This is a genomic window from Williamsia herbipolensis (genome assembly GCF_000964005.1).
In the GTDB taxonomy this organism is placed as follows: Bacteria; Actinomycetota; Actinomycetes; order Mycobacteriales; family Mycobacteriaceae; genus Williamsia_A; species Williamsia_A herbipolensis.
Genome location: NZ_JXYP01000018.1, coordinates 44855 through 68343, shown reverse-complemented (window position 1 = coordinate 68343; position 23489 = coordinate 44855). Strand labels below are relative to the sequence as shown.

Here is a 23489-nt window from a genome sequence, read left to right as displayed (position 1 = left end):
CCACCCGTCACCACCACAGAAGGAACTGAACATGCCCAGTACCACCATCGCCGTCGGGTCCGCCGTCGGACTGCACGCCCGTCCCGCCACGATCATCGCCGAGGCCGTCGCCGCGGCCGGCTCGGCGGTCACCCTGGCCGTCGAGGGCGGCGAGCCCGTGGACGCCGGTTCGGCGCTGATGATCATGACCCTCGGCGCCGAGAAGGGCACCCAGGTCGTGGTCAGTGCCGACGATCAGGCCACGCTCGACGAGATCGCCGGGCTGGTCGGCAAAGATCTCGACGCCGAGTGAGCGAGCAGTTCGACACCGAGTGAGCGAGCAGTTCGACACCGAGTGAGCGAGCGATTCGACACCGAGTAGATCGTCGACAGAGAAGAACGGGCAACGGCCGGTGGGACATCCCACCGGCCGTTGCTCTGTCTGTCGCGTAACAGGTCTCGCTCAGCGCCAGGCGATGTCGACGAGGTCGCCGGCCAGCGCGGCCGGGACCTTCACCCGCATGAACGTCCCGTCGTCACGGTGTTCGGTCTCGAGGACGTCGCCGTGGGCGTGGATGCGCGAGACGAGGTCGCCACGCGAATAGGGCACGAGCACCGACATCTCCACGTCGTCGCGCCCGATGACGTCGCGCACGCGGTCGAACAGCTCGTCGAGCCCCTCGCCGGTGACCGCGGAGACGAACACGGCGTCGGAGAACTCGCCGCGCAGCGCGGCGAGGGTGAGCGGGTCGGCGGCGTCGATCTTGTTGACCACCAGTATCTCCGGCGGTGCGGTGGCCTTCTCGCTGCGCACGACCTCGTCGATCACCGTGCGCACGGTCGAGATCTGGTCCATGGGCAGCGGATCGGACGCGTCGACGACGTGGAGCACCAGGTCGGCGTCGACGACCTCCTCGAGGGTCGAGCGGAACGCCTCGACCAGCTGCGTCGGCAGGTGTCGCACGAACCCGACGGTGTCGGTGAAGACGACCTCGCGGCCGTCGTCGAGCGTCGCACGACGGGTCGTCGGATCGAGCGTCGCGAACAGGGCGTTCTGGACGAGCACGCCGGACCCGGTCATGGCGTTGATGAGACTGGATTTCCCGGCGTTGGTGTACCCGGCGATGGTCACCGCGGGCACCGACGACCGACGGCGGCCACTGCGTGACACCGTTCGCGCCGTCTTCATACCGCGGATCTCGCGACGCAGCTTGGCCATCCGTTCACGGATGCGCCGTCGATCGGTCTCGATCTTCGTCTCACCGGGACCACGCAGGCCCACACCGCCGTTGCTACCCGCCCGACCGCCGGCCTGACGCGACATCGACTCACCCCAGCCGCGCAGCCGCGGGATCATGTACTCCATCTGCGCCAACGCGACCTGCGCCTTGCCCTCACGTGAGGTGGCGTGCTGGGCGAAGATGTCGAGGATCAGGGCGGTGCGGTCGATGACCTTGACCTTCACCACCTTCTCAAGCGCGTTGAGCTGGGCCGGTGTCAGTTCGCCGTCGCAGATCACCGTGTCGGCGCCGGTGGCCAGGACCACCTCGCGGAGCTCGTGCGCCTTGCCCGATCCGATGTAGGTCGCGGGGTCGGGACGATCGCGCCGCTGCATGACCGCGTCGAGGATCTCCGAGCCCGCCGTCTCGGCGAGTGCGGCCAACTCGGCCATCCGCGCCTGCGCGGTGGAGGCGCTGCCGTCGGTCCACACCCCGACCAGGACGACCCGTTCGAGGCGGAGCTGCCGGTACTCGACCTCGGTGACGTCGGTGAGTTCGGTGGACAGTCCGGGTACACGCTGTAGCGACGATCGCTCGTCGAGCTGCAACTCGCCCGTGGTCGGCGTGCGGCGCCGGAACTGTTCGGTGATGCCCGACGTCCGGTCGGTCTCGTCGATCGCGTCGGTGTGGTCGATCGTGTTCGTGTCGGTGAAGAAGGTGTTCTCCTCTGTGTCGTCAGCGGTGCCGTGATGGTCCGGTGATGCCGGATGTACCGCGTGTGGTGTCAGTGATCTCACGGATCGGGGTGCCCGCGCATCCGATTTTCCGGTCGGTCCCCCGGTGGATGCGGTGCCGTCGGCGAGGCGTGGGTCGGCTTCCCGCGAGGACGTCACCGGGTGGTGGTCCGGGGTGGGTTCGAGGCCCGGTCCCACCCGGGTCGCAACACACCCGAGCCCACGAGAACCGACGGGCCGGTCAGGTAGGCGGCGTCGGCTTCGAGGCGAATGGTCACCCTGCCACCGGGTACCTCAACGTCGATGGTGCCCAGCTGATTCCCGGTGGAGGCCAGCAGTGCGGCCGCCGCGGCGGCGACGGTCCCCGTACCGCAGCTGCGCGTCTCACCCACGCCGCGCTCGAGGACCCGCATCGCCACGACACCGTCGCTCGGTGGCGTGACGATCTCGATGTTGACGCCGGCCGGGAAGACGTCGGTGTCGAATCGTGCACTCGACGCGAGGTCGATCGCATCGAGGCCGGCGCGGTCGAGATCCGGTACGACACAGGCGAGATGGGGGTTGCCGACGTCGACGGCGACCCCCGCGACGGTCAGGTCGCCGAGTGTCGCCTTGCTCTCGACACCCACGGTGACCGGCCCCATCTCCACGGTGACGGTCGCGGTGGTGGCGTCGGCGTCGGAGACGTGCACCGCACGCGCGCCCGCGCGCGACCCGACGATGAAATCGGGGCCGTCCACGAGCCCGGCGGCGACGAGGTGGTGGGCGAACACACGCACCCCGTTGCCGCACATCTCCGCGATCGATCCGTCGGCGTTGCGGTAGTCCATGAACCAGTCGCGGGTACCGACGCCCGCGGGGAGTTCGTCGAGCGCGCCGGTGACGCACAGCGCGTCGGCACGGGCGACGCGCAGCACGCCGTCGGCGCCGATCCCGCGACGTCGATCACACAGGGCGATGACGAGGTCGGCGGTGAGATCGAGGCGCGCGTCGGCGTCGGGCAGCAGCACGAAATCGTTCTGGGTGCCGTGCCCCTTGAGGAACGTCATGCCCTCGATGTCGACGTCTGCTGCCATGGGCCCAGGTTACCGTTCGTGCCCGTCGCCCGCGGTCGGTGCTCCGGGCGTGGGGGTGGTGTCCACCAGGGCCGAGACGGCGTCGAGCAACGACGGGTCGGCGGCGTCGAACCAGTGGATGCGCGGATCACGCCGAAACCACGAGCGTTGTCGGCGGACGTAGCGCCGGGTGCCGGTGAACGTGAGCTCGCGCGCGGTCGCCATGTCGTGTCGTCCGTCGAGGGCGTCGAGGACCTGCGCGTACCCGATGGCGCGCGGTGCGGTCGTGCCCTCCCGCAGTCCGCGCCCCACGAGCGTGCGCACCTCGTCGACGAGTCCGTCGTCGAACATCGCGTCGGTGCGCCGACGCAGACGGTCGTCGAGGACGTCGGTGTCGCGGTCGAGCGCGACGATCGTCGTCGCCCATCGCGGGGCCCGGCCGATCGGCGGCGCCGACGCCGCGAACGGTTCCCCGGTGATCTCGACGACCTCCAGCGCCCGCACGATGCGGCGTCCGTCCGACGGCAGGATCGATGCCGCGGCCGCCGGATCGACCTGCACCAGCCGTCGGTGCAGTGACCCCACCCCGTCGGAGGCGAGCTCGTCCTCGAGTCGCGCGCGCACGGCGGGGTCGGTGGCCGGGAAGGTCCAGTCGTCGAGGAGCGACTGGATGTACATCATGGACCCGCCCACGATGATCGGGCGGCGATCGGCGGCGATGATCGCCTCGACGTCGGTACGGGCGGCCGCCTGATACCGCGCGACGGTCGCGGTCTCGGTGACGTCGAGGACGTCGAGTTGGTGGTGGGTGACCCCGCGGCGCATCTCGGGCGGCACCTTGGCCGTCCCGATGTCCATACCCCGGTACTGCTGCATCGCGTCGATGTTGACGATCTCGCCGTCGTGGCGCTGCGCCAGGTCGAGGGCGAGCTCGGATTTCCCGGTGCCGGTGGGGCCGATCACCGCGATGGGTGTGCGAACCGGGTCGCGGGGCCGAGGCGCTGACGGCCCGGTCAGCGTTCCCACCACGCGACCTGATACCCCACCCCGAACGGCGCCCCGCGGTAGAGCGATGCCGAGGTGGCCGACGCGGCGCCGGACGCGGTCCACGCCGCGGCCGCGACCTGCCACGCCGCGCGGCCGGCGATGCGCATCTGCGCGCAGGTCTGCTCCTCGAGCCGGGCGAGGGCCTCGAGGTCGGCGGCGGCGAGCGCGTCGTCGATCCGGTCCTGCAGTGCGGCAGCGCCGTCGAGGAGTCCGGCCGGTGCCCGGTCGGTGAGTCCGGTCGACCCGTCGCCGACGACGAGGACGCCGACCGTCTCGCCGGATGTCGCACTGCGGCGCCCGAGCTGTTCCCCGATCACGGCGCACTCCGTGGCCGGGGTCGACGGGTCGACGAGCACCGGCTCGACGGCGGCGCCATCGGCCACGCGGCCGCGCAGCCAGGCGGCGATCAGCATCGGGGTGGGCATGGTGTCGGCGTCCGGTCGTGCGGCGGGACCGGGGTCAAGCGACACCGTCAGGTCGACCCCGAAGCCCGCGAACGTCCCGTTCCGCGGTATCGCGGAGCCGTCGCTCGGGGCGACACCGATCGCGATCCAGGTGCTCGCCCGGGCGGCCAGTCGTCGGCCCACCTCGAGTACGGCGGCGCGGACAGGGTCGACGTCGGCGACCGCTGCCGGACCCGACACCTCCGGGACGATCAGCGGGGCCCCGGGGACGAAGGCGACAGCGGAGATCACACCGCAGACGCTAGTCGACGCGGCCCCGCGCCCCGGCGCCCGCGCACGGCCCGCGGCGTTGACGCGACTGCACACGAAATCGGCGCCCGCCTGCTTAGATGGGGCCACGACATACCGGGTCGGCACGCACCGGGTCGGACGACAGTGGCAGCCGTGACGCGCGGCAGGGACGAGGTTGTGACGGACATGAGTGAACCGACAGCGCAGCGCGCGGACTCCGCGGTCGAGCCCGCGGACGCACCGAGCCCGACCGTCTCGGACCCGACGCCCCCCACCGGGTCCGCTGCAGCGGCGCCCGCACCGGCCGCTGCCCCCGACGCCGCATCGACTCCCGGCGAGCCCCCGGCCGCCGAGTCCTCACCCGCTGCCGCCACACCGAGCACGCCGTCGCCCGGCGGCCCCAAGCCCGGACCACGCCCGGGTCCCCGACCCGGCCCCCGTCCCGGAGCGCCCCGGCCGGGCGCGGCGAACCCGGCGGCGGCCACCGCTGCACCGGCCGTCGAGCACCCGGTGCGGGTGCGACCGGCGAGTGACCCGCGACAGTTCGGTCGGGTCGACGACGACGGCACGGTGTGGCTCACCTCCGGCGACGAACCCCGACAGATCGGTTCGTGGCAGGCCGGCACCCCCGCCGACGGCCTCGCCCACTACGGCCGACGGTTCGACGACCTCGCCACCGAGGTCGAGATCCTCGAGGAACGGCTGGCGGCGGGAACCGGTGATCCCCGCAAGACGAAGACCGCCGCGGTGGCTCTGCGCGACTCGCTGCCCACGGCTGCGGTCATCGGCGACGTCCCGACCCTCGAACGACGGCTGACGGCCATCATCGACGGCGCCGACAGCATCGCCGAACAGCGCACGAAGGAGCGTGACGCCGCCCGGACGGCGGCCATCGCCCGCAAGGAGACCCTGGCCGCCGAGGCCGAGCAGATCGGCGCCGAGACCACGCAGTGGAAGCACGCCGGTGACCGTCTGCGCGAGATCCTCGACGAGTGGAAGACGATCAAGGGCGTCGACCGCAAGACCGACGACGTGCTGTGGAAGCGCTACGCGAAGGCCCGCGACGCCTTCAACCGCAGGCGCGGTGCGCATTTCGCCGATCTCGACCGCGAACGCGCCGGCGCCAAGGCACGCAAGGAAGAACTCATCGAGCAGGCGCAGGCCCTCTCGGACTCCACCGACTGGGGTCCCACGGCGGGCCGTTTCCGCGATCTGCTGACCGAGTGGAAGGCGGCCGGACGCGCACCCCGCGACACCGACGACGCCCTCTGGGAGCGTTTCAAGGCCGCCCAGGACATCTTCTTCGCGGCCCGCAACGCGGCGAACTCCGAGCGCGACGAGGAGTTCGGGGCGAATGCGGCGGCCAAGCGTGCACTGCTCGACGAGGCGAAGTCGATGGCCGACCCGGCCAAGGACCTCGACGCCGCACGCACCCAGTTCCGATCGCTGCGCGACCGGTGGGACGCGATCGGGAAGGTCCCCCGCGAGCAGATGCAGTCGCTCGAGAAGGGCATCCGCGCCATCGAGAAGCGCATCGCCGACGCCGAGAACACGCACTGGCAGCGCACCGACCCCGAGGTGAAGGCCCGCGCCGACCAGTTCGCCTCGCGCGTGGCCCAGCTCGAGGAACAGGCCGAGAAGGCTGCCGCACGCGGCAAGGACCGCGAGGCGGCGGATCTGCGGGCCCAGGCCCAGCAGTGGCGCGAATGGTCACAGGCGGCGCAGAGCGCCGTCTCCGACCTCTAGGAACCGGGTCGGGGGACGCTCAGTCGCCGAGGCGGTCGGTCGGCTCGGCGTCGTCGGCGGGTGCGTCGGTGACGCGGGCCTGCGACGCCCGTCGCTGCAGCGCGCGGGCGCGGTCCTCGGCCTCGGTGGCCTCACGACGACGACCCTCCTCGAGCGCGAGCTGATAGTTCGTGCGCGCCCAGACCACCCGCGCCCAGTGGAACGTGATGACCAGCAGGGCGAACCACCCGAGCACCAGCCCGACACCGACACCGTGCGGCGGGGCGATCCCGTCGACGCCGGGGGTGTTCCGCGACCACCAGGCGAGCATCCCCGCGACACATCCGACCGCCGAGCCGCACAACGCGACCCACGCGATGACCCACCGTCGGGTCACCAACGCCAGCATCGAGAACCCGATGCCGAAGATCACCAGCAGGTAGATGAACACCCGGGAGGTGATCGTCACCCGCTCGGCCGTCGAGTCCGCGGCGAAGGTCAGCACGTCGATCCCGTTGGCCGAACCGGTGTGCGGCAGGATCATCGCCAGGATCGCCGCGAGTACCGCGACCGCCACCACGACGGCACGTCCACCCGGGTCGATCTCGCCGGCCACCTTGCGTTCGGCCTTGCGTAGGTCCCCCTCGAACGCCGAGAAGCCGTCACCGTCGGTCGATCGTGCATCACTCATGACCCACATCCTCCTCCGCATGACCCGCCTGCGGTACCGCCGGGCGCGTCGGCGACCGCAGGCACCCCCATCGCGGGCATCCCGAGACCCACGCCGATCGGCGGGGTCTGAGCGGTACGTCCGGCCGCCGAGGCGTCGCCTGCACGGGTCCGGCGGTGTGACAGCACGCCGTCGTCGGCGATCAGGTGGTGCGGCGCCGCACCGGTCACCACCGTCTCGATCACGTCGCCCGCGCGGATCGACTCGGCGTCACCCGCGGTGAAGTGCACCAGTCGTCCGTCGCGCGCGCGGCCCGTCCGACGCCTGGTCTCGGCGCTCTTGCGGCCGCTGTCGGCGGTCACGAGCAGCTCCACACGATTGCCGACCGTCCGTCGGTTCTCCTGCAGGCAGATCTCGTCCTGCAGCGCGGTCAGGCGCAGATACCGTTCGGTGACAACCTCTTTGGGCACCTGGTCACCCATCGTCGCCGCGGGCGTTCCCGGTCGCGGCGAGTACTGGAACGTGAACGCCGACGCGAAGCGGGCAGTGGCGACCATGTCGAGCGTCTGGGCGAAGTCCTCCTCGGTCTCGCCGGGGAACCCGACGATGATGTCGGTGCTGATGGCGGCGTCGGGGATGCGGTCACGCACCTCGTCGAGGATCGACAGGAACCGGGTCCGTCGGTAGCTGCGACGCATCGACCGCAGCACCCGGTCGGAGCCGGACTGCAGGGGCATGTGCAACTGGGGACACACCGCGGGGGTCTCGGCCATGGCGTCGATCACGTCGGTGGTGAACTCCGCCGGATGCGGCGACGTGAACCGCAGTCGTTCGAGCCCGTCGTTGTCGCCGGCGGTGCGCAGCAGATCGGCGAACGCCGAACGCTGCCGTCCCAGGGCCGGGTCGACGAACGACATGCCGTAGGCGTTCACGTTCTGGCCGAGCAGCGTCACCTCGAGCACGCCCTCGTCGACGAGGGCCTGCACCTCGGCGAGGACGTCGCCGGGGCGACGGTCGACCTCCTTGCCGCGCAGCGCGGGCACGATGCAGAACGTGCAGGTGTTGTTGCACCCGACCGACACCGAGACCCACCCCGCGTACGACGACTCCCGGCGCGCGGGCAACGTCGAGGGGAACTCCTTGAGCGAGTCGAGGATCTCGACCTCCGCCGCGGCGTTGTGGCGGGCGCGCTCGAGGAGCACCGGCAGTGACCCGAGATTGTGTGTGCCGAACACGACGTCGACCCACGGCGCCTTGTCGACGACGGCGCCGCGGTCCTTCTGCGCGAGGCAGCCACCGACGGCGATCTGCATGTCGGGGCGTTGCTGCTTGATCGGCGCGAGATGCGACAGGTTGCCGTAGAGCTTGTTGTCGGCGTTCTCGCGCACCGCGCAGGTGTTGAAGACCACGAGGTCGGCGTCGGTGCCGTCGGTCGCGCGCACGTACCCGGCGTCCTCGAGCACACCGGAGATGCGCTCGGAGTCGTGCACGTTCATCTGACAGCCGTGGGTGCGGACCTGGTAGCTGCGGGCGCCCTGCCCGGCGGGCGCGGTCGGCGGTGAATACGCTTTCATCGCAGCCCAGGGTACGTCCGCGGGAGGGCACAACCGGAATCGGCGACGCCGACGAGCCCCACGGGCCCGAGAGTAAAGATTTGGTTACCCTCGGCCGCGCTTTCGGGTCACTCGGGGTCACGGTGACCGTAAGGTGCCCTGCATGACCGCTTCGCAATCCGGACCGGCCGCGTCCGCGACATCGGCCACCACGCCGATGATCTCGCTACACGGTGTCGACAAACACTTCGGTGACCTCCACGTTCTCAAGGACATCAACCTCGACGTCCCGGCCGGGCAGGTGGTCGTGGTGCTCGGCCCCTCCGGCTCGGGCAAGTCGACGTTGTGCCGCACCATCAACCGCCTCGAGCCGATCGACAACGGCGAGATCCGTATCGACGGTGAACCGCTGCCGTCGGAGGGCAAGGGACTCGCCGCCCTGCGCGCCGAGGTCGGGATGGTGTTCCAGTCGTTCAACCTCTTCGCCCACAAGACGATCATCGACAACGTCACCCTCGCGCCGATGAAGGTGCGCAAGAAGAGCAAGGACGCCGCCCGCAGCCGCGCGATGGAGTTGCTCGAGCGAGTGGGTATCGCGGCCCAGAGGGACAAGTACCCGGCGCAGCTCTCGGGTGGCCAGCAGCAACGCGTGGCCATCGCGCGATCGCTCGCCATGGACCCGAAGGTGATGCTGTTCGACGAGCCGACGTCGGCTCTCGACCCCGAGATGGTCAACGAGGTCCTCGACGTCATGGTCTCGCTGGCCAAGGAGGGCATGACGATGCTCGTGGTGACCCACGAGATGGGATTCGCCCGCAAGGCCGCCGACCGCGTCATCTTCATGGCCGACGGTGCCGTCGTCGAGGACACCGATCCGGAGAGTTTCTTCACCCGTCCGGAGTCCGAGCGTGCCCGGGACTTCCTCGGCAAGATCCTGGGCCACTGATGCGGGCATCACCACAGCCGGTGACGACGGCACATCCCCGCCGCCGTCGGTGGTCGACCGTCGCCGTGTTGGCCGTGACGCTCGCCGTCACCGCGGCATCGCTGACCGCCTGCGGCAACACCAACCCGCGTGACCTCATCGCGTCGATCAAGGACGGCTCGGTCATCCTCGGCACGAAGTACGACCAGCCCGGCCTCGGACTGCGGGAACCGAACAAGGACTTCACCGGCTTCGACACGCTCGTGTCGCGCTACGTGGTCGATTCCATAGCCGACGACCTCGGCGTCGCGCACCCGAAGATCACCTGGCGCGAGACGCCGTCGGCCCAGCGCGAGACCCTTATCGAGAACGGTGAGGTCGACATGATCGCCGCCACCTACTCGATCAACGCCGCGCGCTCCGAGCGCGTCGCCTTCGCCGGGCCCTACCTGGTGAACTACCAGGGACTGCTGGTCCGCAAGGACGACGACAGCATCGCCACGCTGACCGACCTCGACAAGGGCAAGAAGCTCTGCTCGGTGACCGGATCGACGTCGGCGCAGAACGTCAAGGCCCAGCTACCTCGAATCCAGTTGCAGGAGTACGACTCCTACTCCGGATGCGTGGAGGCCCTGCGCCTGAAGAAGATCGACGCGTTGACGACCGACGAGGTGATCCTCGCCGGCTTCGCGAACTTCGACATCTACGACGACCAGTTCAAGATCGTCGACATGACGTATCCGAAGGACGCGTGCGTGACCTCGTCGGGGAAGAAGGTGCTGCGCAAACAGGGCGCGCCGTTCTCCACCGAGCGCTACGGCATCGGTATGCCGAAGAACTATCCGGCCAACGTCACTGCCGCCAACAAGGCGCTGGACAAGATGCTCACCCCCGACGGATCGGGATCGTCGCCGTGGGAACGCGCCCTGCGCGAGTCCATCGGTGACGAGGAGGTCGAGATGTTGATGAAGCGGGCCGACGCACCCGACTCACCGTTCACCTTCACCCCGAAGCCCGGTGACCTGTCGTTCCTCGACTCGAAGTCCACCCCGTGCCCGGCGGGTCTGTCATGAACGAACTGTGGTCCGACATCGGACCCGCGCTGTGGCCCGCCTACTGGGTCACCCTCAAGCTCACGTTCTTCGCCGCCATCGGGTCGCTGGTGTGGGGCACGATCCTCGCCGGCATGCGGGTGTCGCCGGTGCCGGTGATGCGGATGTTCGGGACCTGGTACGTCAACATCGTCCGGAACACCCCGCTGACGCTGATCGTCATCTTCTGCTCGATCGGGCTGTATCAGAATCTCGGTCTCACGTTGGCGCCGGAGAACGCGAACTTCATCAAGAACAACAACTTCTGGCTCGCGGTTCTGGGGTTCGTGGTCTACACCTCGACCTTCGTCTGCGAGACGCTGCGGTCGGGGTTCAACACCGTCCCGCTCGGGCAGGCCGAGGCGGCCCGGTCGCTGGGTCTCGGGTTCTCGAAGGTGTTCGGGATCATCGTTCTCCCGCAGGCGATCCGATCGGTCATCGGCCCGATGGGCAGCGTCCTGATCGCACTGACGAAGAACACCACGATCGCCTCGGCGATCGGCGTCGCCGAGGCGTCGCTGCTGATGAAGGAACAGATCGAGAACCACGCCGACCAGATCGTCGCGATCTTCGCCATCATCGCGGTCGGCTTCATGATCATCACGTTGCTCGAGGGCTACGTGTTCGGCTTCCTCGCGAAGAGATTGGCGGTCCGACGATGAGCGGCAGCGCGACAGTCCTCTACGACGCCCCGGGCCCCAAGGCGCGGCGTCGGTACCAGGCGATCGCCGTCGTGTTCGCCGCGGTGCTCATCGCGGCCGTGGCGTTCGTGATCGTCACCCTGGCCGGCAACGAGCAGCTCACGGCCGAGAAATGGAAGCCGTTCGTCGAGGTCAACACCTGGACGACGTACCTGCTGCCCGGACTGTGGGGCACGCTCAAAGCGGCTGCCCTGTCGATCGTGTTCGCGTTGGTCCTCGGTGCGGTCCTGGGCATCGGGCGACTCTCCGAGCACCGCGCCGTGCGCTGGATCAGCGGTGGTGTCGTCGAGATCTTCCGCGCCATCCCCGTCCTGATCCTGATGATCTTCGCCTACTACCTGTTCGCGCAGTACGCGGTGTTCCCGTCGCAGCAACTGGCGTTCGCGGCCGTGGTCACCGGACTCACGCTGTACAACGGGTCGGTGATCGCCGAGATCCTGCGATCGGGCATCAACTCGTTGCCGTCGGGACAGCTCGAGGCGGCGAACTCGTTGGGTCTGCGCAAGTCGCAGACCATGCGGATCATCCTGCTCCCCCAGGCCATCACCGCGATGCTGCCGGCCCTGATCTCACAGATGGTGATCGCACTGAAGGACAGCGCGCTGGGGTACGCCATCGGCTACATCGAGGTCGTGCGTTCGGGCATCCAGTCCGCCTCGTACTACGGCAACTACCTGCCGGCGCTGGTGGTCGTGGCCGTCGTCATGATCGTCATCAACTTCGGTCTGTCCGTGCTGGCCACCACCGTCGAGCGTCGTGTGCGCGAGGGACGCCGCAAGGAACCGACGGTCACCCCGACCCAACCCGATCCCCTGCCCGTCTGACGAACGAGTCCCCCGGTCTCCCCGACCTCGTCAGTCGGGGTCCGGGAGGTCGTCAAGCGCGGTGCGAACGATCTCGAAGGCGTCCGACGACCCGTAGCCCCGGCGCGCGAGCATGGCGACGAGGCGACGGGTCCGCCGGTCGCGGTCGTCACGGTCGGCGATGACATCAGAGGTCCAGCCACTGACCTTGCGCGCGACGAGATCGGCCGCACGCGAACGTTCGTCGTCGGCATCGATCGTGGCCAGCGCGGCCTCCGCGACGGCGGGATCGACGCCCTTCGTACGCAGCTCGTGCCGCAGGGCGGTACGACCGCGGCCGCTGTGCTCGTGTCGTGCCCGAACCCACTGCAGGGCGAAGTCCGCATCGTCGACGAGGCCGACGGCGGCGAGCCGGTCGAGAACCGAGTCGACCTCGGCGGGCTCGAACTCCTTGCCCAGCAGTCGGGTTCGCAACTCCGACCGGCTCCGCGCGCGCACCCCGAGCAGTCTCAGAGCACTGTCGTAGGCGGTCGCCTCGGGCCGCGACCCACCGCGTGTCGGCGACTGCTTCTCGGGACGGGCAGGGGCCGACGACGAACGGGAGAGGATCTCGCGGGTCGCACCCTGCAGGCGCGCCCGGACATCCTCCCCCGTTCGGGAGTCGTGAGACCGATCAGAAGTCAACGGGCGCAGGCGCCACGTCATCGGTCAGGACAGCACCGATGCCGAGCTTCTCCTTGATCTTCTTCTCGATCTCGTCGCGCACGTCGATATTCTCGAGCAGGAACTTGCGGGCGTTCTCCTTGCCCTGGCCGAGCTGATCACCCTCGTAGGTGAACCACGATCCGGACTTGCGGATGAAGCCCTCGTTGACGCCGAGGTCGATCAGCGAGCCCTCCTTGCTGATGCCGTGACCGTAGAGGATGTCGAACTCGGCCTGCTTGAACGGCGGCGACACCTTGTTCTTGACGACCTTCACGCGGGTGCGGTTGCCCACCGCGTCGGTGCCGTCCTTCAGGGTCTCGATGCGGCGGATGTCGAGGCGGATCGAGGCGTAGAACTTGAGAGCCTTACCGCCGGTGGTGGTCTCGGGCGAGCCGAACATCACACCGATCTTCTCGCGGAGCTGGTTGATGAAGATGACCGTGGTGCCCGAGTTGCTCATGGCACCGGTGATCTTGCGCAGCGCCTGGCTCATCAGACGGGCCTGCAGGCCGACGTGACTGTCGCCCATCTCGCCCTCGATCTCCGCACGGGGCACCAGGGCGGCCACCGAGTCGACGACCAGGATGTCGAGCGCACCGGAACGGATCAGCATGTCGGCGATCTCGAGGGCCTGCTCACCGGTGTCGGGCTGCGACACCAGCAGCGCATCGGTGTCGACACCGAGCTTCTGTGCGTAATCGGGGTCGAGCGCGTGCTCGGCGTCGATGAAGGCCGCGATGCCACCGTTGGCCTGTGCGTTGGCGACCGCATGCAGGGCCACGGTGGTCTTACCCGAGGATTCCGGGCCGTAGATCTCGACGACGCGGCCGCGGGGCAGACCGCCGATGCCCAGCGCGACATCGAGTGCGATCGACCCGGTGGGGATCACCTCGATCGGTGCACGCACCTCGTCGCCCAGGCGCATCACCGAGCCCTTGCCGAAGTTCTTGTCGATCTGCGCGAGTGCGAGGTCGAGCGCCTTCTCGCGATCCTGCGGTGCTGCTGCCATGGGGGTTCTCCTGTGTCTCTGGGAGGCCGATTCTGTACGTGTCGACAGGCCGGTGTCCTCGGTGTGCGCCACGCTAGGCGGGACCACCGACAACGACATCGATCGTGCGTGCCACTCTGTGCACCGACGTCATCTGTGGACCGATCCACCCGATCGGGATCGCCTCGCGTAGTCGAACAGGGTCCAGACTAGACGAACATCTGTTCGATGCGCGGATTCGCCACGCCGACACGCCGCCGGATCGGACGACGGGTCACCATCGGATCGGGTGACACGTCACTGTCGGATCGGGTGACACGTCACTGTCAGATCGGGTGACACGTCACCAGCGGTCGCGGGGGACGTCGAAATCGCGGCAGTAGGCCTGCCACACCTGTTTCGGGTCGTATCCCGCATCGACGGCGTCGGCGCCGTTGCGCCCACCGAACTCGGGGAACACGTGGTCTCGCAGCATGGAGTACGCGGCGGTGGAGCCGAACTCGGTCTCCATCAATTCGGTGAACTCGGTCAGACGCATCGTCGACCAGCCTAGCGACGATCCCCCGCCGGGTCGTCCCGGTGCGCACCGACCACGGCACGACACACCGCGACCGGATCGGTGAGGTCACCGGACGCACCGGCCGCGCGGGCGGCGGCGCGGATCGTCGGGACGTCGAGAACCTGCGCGACGGCGCTGCGCAGCGTCGCGGGGGTCAGCGGCCGCACGCAGACACCGACACCGGCCCGCTGGGCCCGGTTGGCGAGTTCCCACTGGTCGCCGCCACCCGGGACGGTGACCACCGGCACCCCCGCGGTGAGACATTTGGCGAGCATCCCGTGGCCTCCCCCGCAGATCGCCACCGACGCCGCCGCCAGCAGTGCGTCCTGGCGACCGGTCGTGGCGATCGCCCAGTCGGGCAACGGGATCGACGGCTCGGCGAGCGCGGATACGACCAGTCGTAGGGGTCGACCGGTCGCCTCCGGATCGAGCGCCTCGAGCGCGGTCTCGAGGAGGTCGGCGACACCGGTGTGGGCCGTGGAGGGTGCCACGACGACGAGCGGGCCGTCGCCGGCGGGCGGTTCGGTGGTGAGATCGGTCGGTTCCCACAGGAGCGGACCGACGACGTGGGCGTTGTCGGGCCAGTCGGGTCGCGGCACCTCCAGCGCCGGCAGCGTGGCGACCAGACGGGCACCGGGGCCCGGGTCGTCGCCCGGGAGACCGACCGACTCCCGCGCCACCGCCCGTTGGCGTTCGCCGAGCCGGCGCGACCGCGCGGTGGCCGCGCGCATCAGCGTGTCACGCACGCGTCCGCCCAAACCGGTTCCCGGTGCCAGCCCGCTGCCGATCGGCGGCAGTCCGCGCGACGGTTCGTAGAGCGGGTGCGGCGACAGTTCGATCCAGGGCAGTCCCAGCAGTTGCGCCGACCATCCGCCGCAGACGGTGATGACGTCGCACACCACCAGGTCGACGCTCTGCGCCTCGAGAAGCGGGGTGAGCGCAGTGGTCATCCGCGCCGCCCGCACACTCAGGCGCGCACCGGCATCGGTGTCGTCGCCGTCGCTGTCGACCAGGTCGAGCCCGGGCAGTTCCGCGATCGCGACGGGCGGGAGCCCATCGGCGCGCGCGGCACGGATGTCGGCCCACCGCGTGCCGGTGAAGACGATGACCTCGTCACCCGCGGCCGACAGTCTCTCGGCCAGCGCGATCGCCGGGATCGCATGTCCTGCATCGGGTCCCGCGACGACCGCGATCCGCACGTGAAGGCTCCTCGCTGTCGGTCCGTCGGTCGTCGCGCCTGCCTAGCGGTCGGCGGGCAGGTCGGCCGAGGGCTGTCCGGATCGGCTGAACCACTTGACCACCGTCATGGCACCCAGTGCCAGGAGGCCGAGGACGGCCAGCGCCGCCACGCCTTTCACGAGCGCCACGATCAACCCGAAGGCCAACCACACCACGACGATCGCCACCGCAATCTTCCACCACATGTCCCGCACCTCTCCATCGGATGTCCGGGCCGATCGGTGTGCCGGCCCGTCACCCTCGACAGTGCCGGTCACCACGGGTCCGAGTCACCCCTTCACGATGGAGTCGGGGGAAAGATCCGGGATGACCCCGACGCCGGAGACGGGGATCTCAGGGCACCGGCAACCCGGAGGTCAGGACTGCTCGGGACGCTTGTTCAGATCGGGGGTTGCCGGGTCGATGGCCGGGTTCGACGAGGCTCCACCGGGCAGGGCGTCGTTCTTCATGCCGGCACGGATCTGCTCGAGTCGTGAATGTCCGGCCATCTGCACCGAGGCCTGCTGGACCTCCATCATGCGACCGCCGACGGTGTTGCGCGAGAGCTCCGCCGAGCCGAGGGCGGTGGCGTAGCGGCGCTCGATCTTCTCGCGCACCTGCTCGAGATTGGGGGTGTTGCCCGGCGCCGAGAGTTCGCTCATCTGCTGCAGCGACGAGCTGACCTGCTCCTGCATCTTCGCCTGCTCGAGCTGGCTCAGCAGCTTGGTGCGTTCGGCGAGCTTCTGCTGCAACATCATCGAGTTCTGCTCGACGGCCTGCTTGGCCTGGGCCGCCGCCTGCAGCGACTGGTCGTGCAACGTCTTGAGGTCCTCGACACCCTGCTCGGCGGTGACGAGCTGGGCGGCGAAGGCCTCGGCGGCGTTGGTGTACTCCCCTGCCTTGGCGGAGTCGCCGTGGGACGCGGCCTGGTCGGCCAGCGTCAGGGCCTGACGGGTGTTGGCGTTGAGCTTCTCGACGTCCTCGAGCTGACGGTTGAGCTTCATCTCCAGCTGGCGCTGATTGCCGATCACCGCGGCGGCCTGCTGCGACAACGCCTGGTGCTGACGCTGTGCGTCCTCGATGGCCTGCTGGATCTGGATCTTGGGGTCGGCACGTTCATCGATCGTGGCGTTGCCCGCGGCCATCATGTAACGCCAGGCCTTCACGAATGGGTTCGGCATCTTTCCCCTGTCGTCGGTGCTCGTGCGTGATGTCCTGCCCGGCCGATCTCACGAGGATTCCGACCGTGCGGTGGACACCAATCTAGCCGTTGACGTCACCTCAGGGGGCGACGTCCGCCTCGGCGGGTGGTGCGGGTCAGGCTGCCGACAGGGCGGAGGTGCCCCGGGCGCGCCCGGCGCCGGTGGAGTCGGCGGGCGGCGGGATGACGACCTTGGTGTCCTCGGCGATGGTGGTGCGACGACGCATCGCGGTGCTGACATCGAGGAGGAGGTCGGCGACCTCGACATCGAGGGCGTGGCAGATGGCCGAGAGCAACTCGCTCGATGCCTCCTTCTGTCCACGCTCGATCTCGGACAGGTAGCCCAGGCTCACCCGCGCGTCGGTCGAGACCTCTCGCAACGTACGACCCTGATCCGTCCGGACCCGCCGCAGACTGCCACCGAGAGCCTCACGAAGTAGTGCTGCCATTGGAGTCCTCCTCACTTACTGACGTACAACGCGATCACACCCCGTGGAAGTTCCCGATTCGCTCGCACCGGCCGTTCCGACGACCCTAATCGACGTCCGACGACACCGCCGGTCGGATGTGCGACCGCGCGCCGTCACCCGTCGGGGGTGACACCGGAGGAGCCGTGACCCCTATGCGCGGCGGCCGGCCGATCGCAACTGGAGTGCGCGCCAGACGTAGTCGAGGCCGGTGACGATGGTCGCGACGATGGCGGTGACCATCACCGCGACCGCGACCCAGTGCACCGCGCCGGGCAGGGGAAGGATGTAGAGGCCGATCGCGATGACCTGCAGCAGCGTCTTGAGCTTGCCGCCGCGACTGGCCGGGATGACCCCGTGCCGGATCACCCAGAACCGCAGCAGGGTGACGCCGACCTCGCGGGCGATGATCACCGCGGTGATCCACCACGGCAGGTCGCCCAGGAGGGACAGACCGATCAGGGCCGAACCGATCAGGGCCTTGTCGGCGATCGGATCGGCCATCTTGCCGAAGTCGGTGATCAGACCGCGGTTGCGTGCGATGCGGCCGTCGTAGCGGTCGGTGATCGCCGCGATAGCGAACACGGCCCACGCGGCGATCCGCCAGCCCGATTCGTGGCCGTCGCCGGCGAAGAGCGCCGCGAGGAACACCGGCACGAGCACGATGCGGAACACCGTGAGGATGTTGGCGATGTTGACGACCGGGACGTTGCTGACCGGGTCGGCGATCGGATCGTCGGCCACCGGCTTCATGGAGTTGCGCAGCCGTTCGGCCACCGGCGAATCCTCTGCCGCAGCTCGTCCGACGACGCCGCGGCGCCGATCATCGGTGCGTCCTGGATCACCCACGCCCATGACGATATCCGTCACACGGCCGCGTCCCGAGCGCAGGTCACGCGAGCACGTCGAACGCGTGTCGCGGTGCCCCGCGACGACGACCGCCCCGGGGCCGTCGTACTACTGTTTCCCCATGGCAGCCGCCGAGGGGTCCGCCGACACCGGGGGCGTCACCGATGCCGTGCCGGTGACGATCCGGCGGGCCCGGACCTCCGACGTCCCGCGCATCAAAGCGGTCATCGACATGTACGCCGGACGCATCCTCCTCGAGAAGAACCTCGTGACCCTGTACGAGGCGGTGCAGGAGTTCTGGGTCGCCGAGATCGACGGCGAGGTGGTGGGATGCGGTGCGCTGCACGTGCTCTGGGCCGATCTGGGTGAGGTCCGCACGGTGGCCGTCGACCCGGCGTGGGCGGGACACGGCATCGGACATCGCCTGGTCGGCCGACTCATGGACGTCGCACGCGACCTCCAACTGACCCGCGTGTTCGTGCTGACGTTCGAGACCCACTTCTTCGCCCGACACGGTTTCGCCGAGATCGACGGGACGCCGGTCACCGCCGAGGTCTACGAGGAGATGTGCCGGTCGTACGACGCCGGTGTCGCCGAATTCCTCGACCTGAGCTACGTCAAGCCCAACACCCTGGGCAACACCCGCATGTTGGCCTCACTGCGCTGACATCCCCACCCACCACAGGTCCAGGAGCGCACACCATGACCGTCTTCGCCGTCGAGTACACCTACGTCGACGCCACCTCCGACACCCGCGACACCCACCGGGCGTCGCACCGCGAGTGGCTCAAGGGCCTCGTCGACACCGGGGTGGTGCTCGAGACGGGCCCCTACCCCGACGGCAGCGGAGCCCTCCTGATCTTCCGCGCCGACGACGCCGACGCATTGACGGCCATCCTCGCCGACGACCCCTTCCACGCGGTGGACGCCATCACCGCGACCCGGATCACGGAGTGGAAGCCCCTGTTCGGGCCCCTGTCTGACTGAGACCGGCGAGTCCGACTGAGACCGGCGCGTCGGCCTGATACGGGCGAACCCCGCACCACCGGGTGGGTGGGCGGGGTCCGCGACGTGCTGGGTGCAGGTCAGGCGCTCGGTATCGAGTCCTGCTCCTTCTTGTCGTTCGACTTCGCCTTGATGAGGCTGGCCACCGTCGTGACCACCAGGACGCCGACGATGATGCTCAGCGACAGGCCGGTCGAGATCTCGGGGACCTTGATGTGCTCGCCGCCGTTGAGGAACGGCAGCGTGTTCTCGTGCAGCGCATGCAGCACGAGCTTCACACCGATGAAGCCGAGGATGATCGACAGACCCCACGAGAGGTACACGAGGCGGTCGAGCAGGCCGTCGAGCAGGAAGAACAGCTGACGCAGACCCATCAGAGCGAAGGCGTTCGCGGTGAACACGATGTACGGCTCGGTGGTGAGGCCGTAGATGGCGGGGATCGAGTCGAGGGCGAACAGCACGTCGGTGAAGCCGATGACGATGAGCACCATGAGCATCGGTGTCGCGAGGCGCTTGCCGTTGGCCTTGGTGAACAGCTTGTCGCCGTTGTACTCGTCGGTGGTGCGCAGGTACTTCTTGACGAACTTCATGATCGCGCTGTCTTCGTCGTCGTCGGCCTCCTCCGAGGCCGTGGCCTCGCGGATGAGCTTGACGGCGGTGTAGATCAGGAAGGCGCCGAACAGGTAGAACACCCAGCTGTAGGCGTTGATCGCCGCGGCACCGACCGCGATGAAGCCACCGCGCATCACCAGGGCCATCACGATGCCGAGCAGCAGCACCTTCTGTTGGTACTCACGGGGAACGGCGAACTTCGCCATGATGATGACGAAGACGAAGAGGTTGTCGACCGACAGCGCCTTCTCGGTGATGAAGCCGGCGTAGTACTCGCCGCCGTAGGTGCCGCCCCACTGCCACCAGACGTAGCCGCCGAAGATGAGGGCGATGGTGATGTAGACCGCCGACCAGGCCCCGGACTCCTTGAGCGACGGGGCGTGCGGGGTACGGACGTGGGCGAAGAAGTCGAAGATGAACAACCCCAGGATCACCACGAGCGTGATGATCCAGGTTGTCGCGGACACGTTCATGTACTCGTAAACCTCCAGCTAACCGAACACGGGTGCCAGAGGTCTCTCCCGCCGTGTGGATGACCACACGGCCGACGTCCCGGAACGCCACACGAACCCGGTGATGGCACCGGCTCGGTGACGAACGTATTGACGAGATCGCCGCGACAGGGATACTCCCCTCGAAAGCAAAATTTACTTTACCTTTGCCGTGGGGGGCTCGCCATAGTCGCAGGTCAGCGAGTTCAGGTTCCGGGCAATTCAGTCACCGACCGTCGCGCCGTTGATCGAGGCGATCACGCCGGCGAGGTCTTCGGGCTTCACCAGGACCTCCCGCGCCTTGGAGCCCTCGCTCGGTCCGACGACGCCTCGGGTCTCCATCAGATCCATGAGTCGCCCGGCCTTGGCGAACCCGACGCGCAGCTTGCGCTGCAGCATCGACGTCGACCCGAACTGACTGCTCACCACGAGCTCGATGGCCTGCAGCAGATCGTCGAGATCGCCACCGATGTCGCCGTCGATGTCCTTGGAGTCCGACACCTTCTGGGCGGTGACCCCCTCCTGGTACTGCGGATCGCCCTGTTCCTTGGCGAACTCGACGACCGCGGAGATCTCCTCGTCGGTGATGAACGCGCCCTGCATGCGGATCGGTCGATTCGAGCCCATCGGGATGAACAGTCCGTCACCCATACCGATCAACTTCTCGGCGCCGGGCTGATCGAGGATGACCCGCGAGTCGGTGAGGGACGACGTCGCGAACGCGAGCCGCGAGGGCACGTTGGTCTTGATCAGACCGGTCACGACGTCGACCGACGGTCGCTGCGTCGCCAACACCAGGTGGATCCCTGCCGCTCGCGCCTTCTGCGTGATGCGCACGATGGCGTCCTCGACGTCCTTCGGCGCGGTCATCATCAGGTCGGCGAGCTCGTCGACGATGGCGAGGATGTACGGGTAGGGCCGGTACACGCGCTCGGATCCCAGCGGGGTGCTGATCTCCCCGGAACGCACCTTCGCGTTGAAGTCGTCGATGTGCCGGACCCGCGACGCCTTCATGTCCTGGTAGCGCTGCTCCATCTCCTCCACCAGCCACGCGAGAGCGGCCGCGGCCTTCTTCGGCTCGGTGATGATGGGGGTGATGAGGTGCGGGATGCCCTCGTACGGAGTGAGTTCCACCATCTTGGGGTCGATGAGGATCATCCGCACGTCGTCGGGCGTCGCGCGGGTCAGCAGCGACACCAGCATCGAGTTCACGAAACTCGACTTGCCCGAGCCGGTGGAACCGGCCACCAGGAGGTGCGGCATCTTGGCGAGGTTGGCGCTGACGAAGTCGCCCTCGATGTCCTTGCCGAGCCCGATCACCAACGGGTGGGAGTCCTTCCGCGTGCTCGGTGACTTGAGCACGTCGGCGAGGCGCACCATCTCGCGGTCGGAGTTGGGCACCTCGATACCCACCGCGGACTTGCCGGGGATCGGTGCGAGCAGTCGCACGTTGTCGGTCGCCGCGGCGTAGGCGATGTTGCGGGCCAGCGCGGTGATCTTCTCCACCTTCACGCCCGGGCCGAGTTCGACCTCGTAGCGCGTGACCGTCGGCCCACGGGTGAAACCGGTGACGGCGGCGTCGATCTTGAACTGCTCGAGCACCGCGGTGATGCGGTCGATCATGTCGTCGTTGGAGGCGCTGCCCATCTTCGGCGGGTCGCCGTCGATCAGCAGCGACGCCGGGGGCAGGCGGTAGTCACCCTCCACGGTGCGCTCGACGAGTTCGGTGAAGTCCTCGGCCACCGGTGCCGGGGCCGGCGGCGCCTTCTTCGGTACGGCGGCACGGCGCGGTTTCGCGACCACCTCGGTGGGGCGTGTCGCTAGGGCCTCGGCCGGGTCGGCGTCGGTGATGAGCGGCTCGGTCAGCGCCTCACCGGCGGTGACCCCGGTGGGTCGCCGCAGACGCGTCGTCGGTGCCGGGACGTCCTCGATGTCGTCGGGCGGGTAGTTCTCCCACGGGTCACCGCCACGACCCGCCACGTGTTGCGGGTCGTCCCACTCGTCCGGCATCTCGTCGAACTCGGCCGGATCGTGGGCGTCGTGACGCGTCCCGTGCCCCACCCCGAAGTAGTCCGATGCGAGCGCGACGACCTCACGCACCGTCATGCGGACGGCGAGCAGGATCCCGGCGACGATGCAGATCACCAGGATCGGCACCGACACCCAGGCGGTGAGCCCGGTCGTGAGCGGGCCGGCCGCGGCGAATCCCAGGAAGCCGCCCGCGTCGAGGCGGCCGTCGAACTTCACGGGGGCACCGGCGACGAGATGCCAGATCCCGAGCACGGGCAGGCCGATGAGCGCGCAGGCGGCGATGTTGCGCCCGCGGCTGCGCGGATCGGGCCCACGCCGCATGAGTCGGACGGCGACGGCCATGGCCAGGACGGGAACGACGACGGCCGCCCCGCCGACGACGGAGCGCACGGCGGTGTCGATGAAGGCGCCGATCGGTCCGGCAGCGTGGAACCAGACACCGACGGCGACCAGGATCGCGACGGCCACGAGCGCGAGGGCGGCACCATCTCTGCGGCGTCCCTCCTCCGACGACCGATCGAACGGGGCCGGCGACTCACGGCGCGAACGGCGGACGGGCGTGTCGTCGAACCCGTCGACGTCGTCGGGGTGGTGGTCGTCGGTATAACCGTCGTCGGCGAGATCGTCGGCGAAGTGGTCGTCCGCGTAGGTGCGATCCGGGTCGAAACGCTCCGGACCCAGGTCGTCGGGATACATCTCGTCGGCGTAGCGGTCCTCGTGCCCGCGTGACGTGCCCGACCCGACGCGGGCGAGTCCACCCACACCGCGGGCGAGCAGGACCCAACTGGTGCCCACTCCCCGACCGATCGCACGGACCACCGAACCGTGCTCGGCGGTCTCCTCCGCCACGGTGGCCCTGGTGGCCGCGGTCGAGCGCGACCGCGTGGTGGCCGTCGACCGCGTCGAGCCGCGACCCGACGTGGTGGACCGGGCGCCCGCGCCACGCCCCGCGGCCGCGGACTTGGTCGACGACCGGGTCGTACCGCCCCCGGCCTTGGTGCCACCGGACTTCCTGGCGCTTCCGGACTTCTTCGCGGCTCCGCTACGGGCAGGCGTGCGGGTCGTCGCGGACGACGTCGCCGCAGCTCGACGCGTCGAGGAACCCGACGAGGTGCGCTTCGCGGCCGCGCGGGAACCCCGGGCCGTGGACTTGGAGCTCATGCGC

General features: G+C 69.0%; 24 protein-coding genes. 8 read left to right on the top strand and 16 right to left on the bottom strand.

Translation table 11 applies throughout. From position 1 onward, the window contains the following. The first annotated feature begins 31 nt into the window (after positions 1–31). Positions 32–292 (top strand): HPr family phosphocarrier protein, encoded by a 261-nt coding sequence (locus tag TU34_RS08960; protein WP_045822527.1) that lies wholly within the window; start codon positions 32–34, stop codon positions 290–292. A 150-nt stretch (positions 293–442) separates the two neighbouring features. Here the strand turns inward: TU34_RS08960 and hflX are convergent, their stop codons facing one another. From hflX to TU34_RS08940, 4 genes are all read right to left on the bottom strand, one after another. Beyond that, positions 443–1876 (bottom strand): GTPase HflX, encoded by a 1434-nt coding sequence (gene hflX, locus TU34_RS08955; protein ID WP_045822624.1) that lies wholly within the window; start codon positions 1874–1876, stop codon positions 443–445. A gap of 212 nt (positions 1877–2088) precedes the next feature. Further along, entirely contained in the window at positions 2089–3009 is a 921-nt protein-coding gene (gene dapF, locus TU34_RS08950; RefSeq protein ID WP_238981225.1) for a diaminopimelate epimerase, read from the bottom strand. Between the two features lie 9 nt (positions 3010–3018). Next, on the bottom strand, positions 3019–3951 hold the full coding sequence (miaA, locus tag TU34_RS08945) for a tRNA (adenosine(37)-N6)-dimethylallyltransferase MiaA (RefSeq protein ID WP_238981224.1): 933 nt from the start codon (positions 3949–3951) through the stop codon (positions 3019–3021). Between the two features lie 50 nt (positions 3952–4001). Continuing rightward, positions 4002–4730, bottom strand: a complete 729-nt coding sequence (locus tag TU34_RS08940) for a class III extradiol ring-cleavage dioxygenase family protein (protein ID WP_045822526.1) — start codon at positions 4728–4730, stop codon at positions 4002–4004. 186 nt (positions 4731–4916) lie between these two features. Here TU34_RS08940 and TU34_RS08935 point away from each other — a divergent pair, with 186 nt between their 5' ends. Next, the gene (locus TU34_RS08935) at positions 4917–6476 is read left to right on the top strand and encodes a DUF349 domain-containing protein (RefSeq protein ID WP_082080087.1); all 1560 of its coding nucleotides are present in this window, start codon (positions 4917–4919) and stop codon (positions 6474–6476) included. Positions 6477–6495: 19 nt separating this feature from the next. On the opposite strand, the gene TU34_RS08930 is transcribed toward TU34_RS08935, so the two are convergent. Together TU34_RS08930 and miaB are read right to left on the bottom strand one after the other, a co-directional pair. Continuing rightward, positions 6496–7146 carry an Rv2732c family membrane protein gene (locus TU34_RS08930; protein ID WP_082080085.1) on the bottom strand — a complete coding sequence of 217 codons (651 nt, stop codon included), beginning with the start codon at positions 7144–7146 and terminating at the stop codon, positions 6496–6498. Then, complete coding sequence (gene miaB / locus TU34_RS08925; RefSeq protein ID WP_045822523.1) at positions 7143–8699, bottom strand: tRNA (N6-isopentenyl adenosine(37)-C2)-methylthiotransferase MiaB; 1557 nt, start codon at positions 8697–8699, stop codon at positions 7143–7145. Before miaB ends, TU34_RS08930 begins: the two co-directional genes overlap by 4 nt. Positions 8700–8895: 196 nt before the next feature. Between miaB and TU34_RS08920 the strand changes: the two genes are divergently transcribed. Genes TU34_RS08920 through TU34_RS08905 form a run of 4 tightly spaced genes read left to right on the top strand, consistent with a single transcriptional unit; the run spans position 8896 to position 12219 of the window. After that, complete coding sequence (locus TU34_RS08920; protein WP_203225432.1) at positions 8896–9624, top strand: amino acid ABC transporter ATP-binding protein; 729 nt, start codon at positions 8896–8898, stop codon at positions 9622–9624. After that, positions 9624–10676 carry a glutamate ABC transporter substrate-binding protein gene (locus TU34_RS08915; protein WP_045822521.1) on the top strand — a complete coding sequence of 351 codons (1053 nt, stop codon included), beginning with the start codon at positions 9624–9626 and terminating at the stop codon, positions 10674–10676. The genes TU34_RS08920 and TU34_RS08915 overlap by 1 nt, the downstream gene beginning before the upstream one ends. Further along, complete coding sequence (locus TU34_RS08910; protein ID WP_045822520.1) at positions 10673–11356, top strand: amino acid ABC transporter permease; 684 nt, start codon at positions 10673–10675, stop codon at positions 11354–11356. The genes TU34_RS08915 and TU34_RS08910 overlap by 4 nt, the downstream gene beginning before the upstream one ends. Then, positions 11353–12219 (top strand): amino acid ABC transporter permease, encoded by an 867-nt coding sequence (locus TU34_RS08905; protein ID WP_045822519.1) that lies wholly within the window; start codon positions 11353–11355, stop codon positions 12217–12219. The genes TU34_RS08910 and TU34_RS08905 overlap by 4 nt, the downstream gene beginning before the upstream one ends. 30 nt (positions 12220–12249) lie before the next feature. Here TU34_RS08905 and TU34_RS08900 read toward each other — a convergent pair whose 3' ends face one another. The 8 genes from TU34_RS08900 to pgsA form a co-directional block, all read right to left on the bottom strand. After that, positions 12250–12903, bottom strand: coding sequence for a regulatory protein RecX (locus TU34_RS08900; RefSeq protein WP_082080059.1), 654 nt, complete (start codon positions 12901–12903; stop codon positions 12250–12252). Continuing rightward, the gene (recA, locus tag TU34_RS08895) at positions 12872–13912 is read right to left on the bottom strand and encodes a recombinase RecA (RefSeq protein ID WP_045822518.1); all 1041 of its coding nucleotides are present in this window, start codon (positions 13910–13912) and stop codon (positions 12872–12874) included. The genes TU34_RS08900 and recA overlap by 32 nt, the downstream gene beginning before the upstream one ends. 322 nt (positions 13913–14234) lie before the next feature. Continuing rightward, on the bottom strand, positions 14235–14429 hold the full coding sequence (locus TU34_RS08890) for a DUF3046 domain-containing protein (protein ID WP_045822517.1): 195 nt from the start codon (positions 14427–14429) through the stop codon (positions 14235–14237). Positions 14430–14440: 11 nt separating this feature from the next. Then, complete coding sequence (locus TU34_RS08885; protein ID WP_045822516.1) at positions 14441–15649, bottom strand: glycosyltransferase; 1209 nt, start codon at positions 15647–15649, stop codon at positions 14441–14443. A 42-nt stretch (positions 15650–15691) separates the two neighbouring features. Beyond that, entirely contained in the window at positions 15692–15874 is a 183-nt protein-coding gene (locus TU34_RS08880) for a hypothetical protein (RefSeq protein WP_045822620.1), read from the bottom strand. Positions 15875–16045: 171 nt separating this feature from the next. Next, positions 16046–16849, bottom strand: coding sequence for a PspA/IM30 family protein (locus TU34_RS08875; RefSeq protein ID WP_045822515.1), 804 nt, complete (start codon positions 16847–16849; stop codon positions 16046–16048). Positions 16850–16985: 136 nt separating this feature from the next. Continuing rightward, entirely contained in the window at positions 16986–17318 is a 333-nt protein-coding gene (locus tag TU34_RS08870; protein ID WP_045822514.1) for a helix-turn-helix domain-containing protein, read from the bottom strand. Positions 17319–17489: 171 nt separating this feature from the next. Then, positions 17490–18089, bottom strand: coding sequence for a CDP-diacylglycerol--glycerol-3-phosphate 3-phosphatidyltransferase (gene pgsA / locus TU34_RS08865; protein ID WP_203225431.1), 600 nt, complete (start codon positions 18087–18089; stop codon positions 17490–17492). Between the two features lie 217 nt (positions 18090–18306). On the opposite strand from pgsA, the gene TU34_RS08860 reads away from it, so the two are divergent. Both TU34_RS08860 and TU34_RS08855 read left to right on the top strand, forming a co-directional pair. Further along, entirely contained in the window at positions 18307–18852 is a 546-nt protein-coding gene (locus TU34_RS08860) for an amino-acid N-acetyltransferase (RefSeq protein WP_045822513.1), read from the top strand. 35 nt (positions 18853–18887) lie between these two features. Continuing rightward, positions 18888–19172: a YciI family protein gene (locus TU34_RS08855; protein ID WP_045822512.1), complete on the top strand. Its 285-nt coding sequence runs from the start codon at positions 18888–18890 to the stop codon at positions 19170–19172. Between the two features lie 98 nt (positions 19173–19270). Here the strand turns inward: TU34_RS08855 and TU34_RS08850 are convergent, their stop codons facing one another. Further along, positions 19271–20275 (bottom strand): TerC family protein, encoded by a 1005-nt coding sequence (locus tag TU34_RS08850; protein ID WP_045822511.1) that lies wholly within the window; start codon positions 20273–20275, stop codon positions 19271–19273. A 240-nt stretch (positions 20276–20515) separates the two neighbouring features. After that, positions 20516–23485, bottom strand: coding sequence for a DNA translocase FtsK (locus TU34_RS08845; protein WP_150116466.1), 2970 nt, complete (start codon positions 23483–23485; stop codon positions 20516–20518). Between the last annotated feature and the right edge of the window lie 4 nt (positions 23486–23489).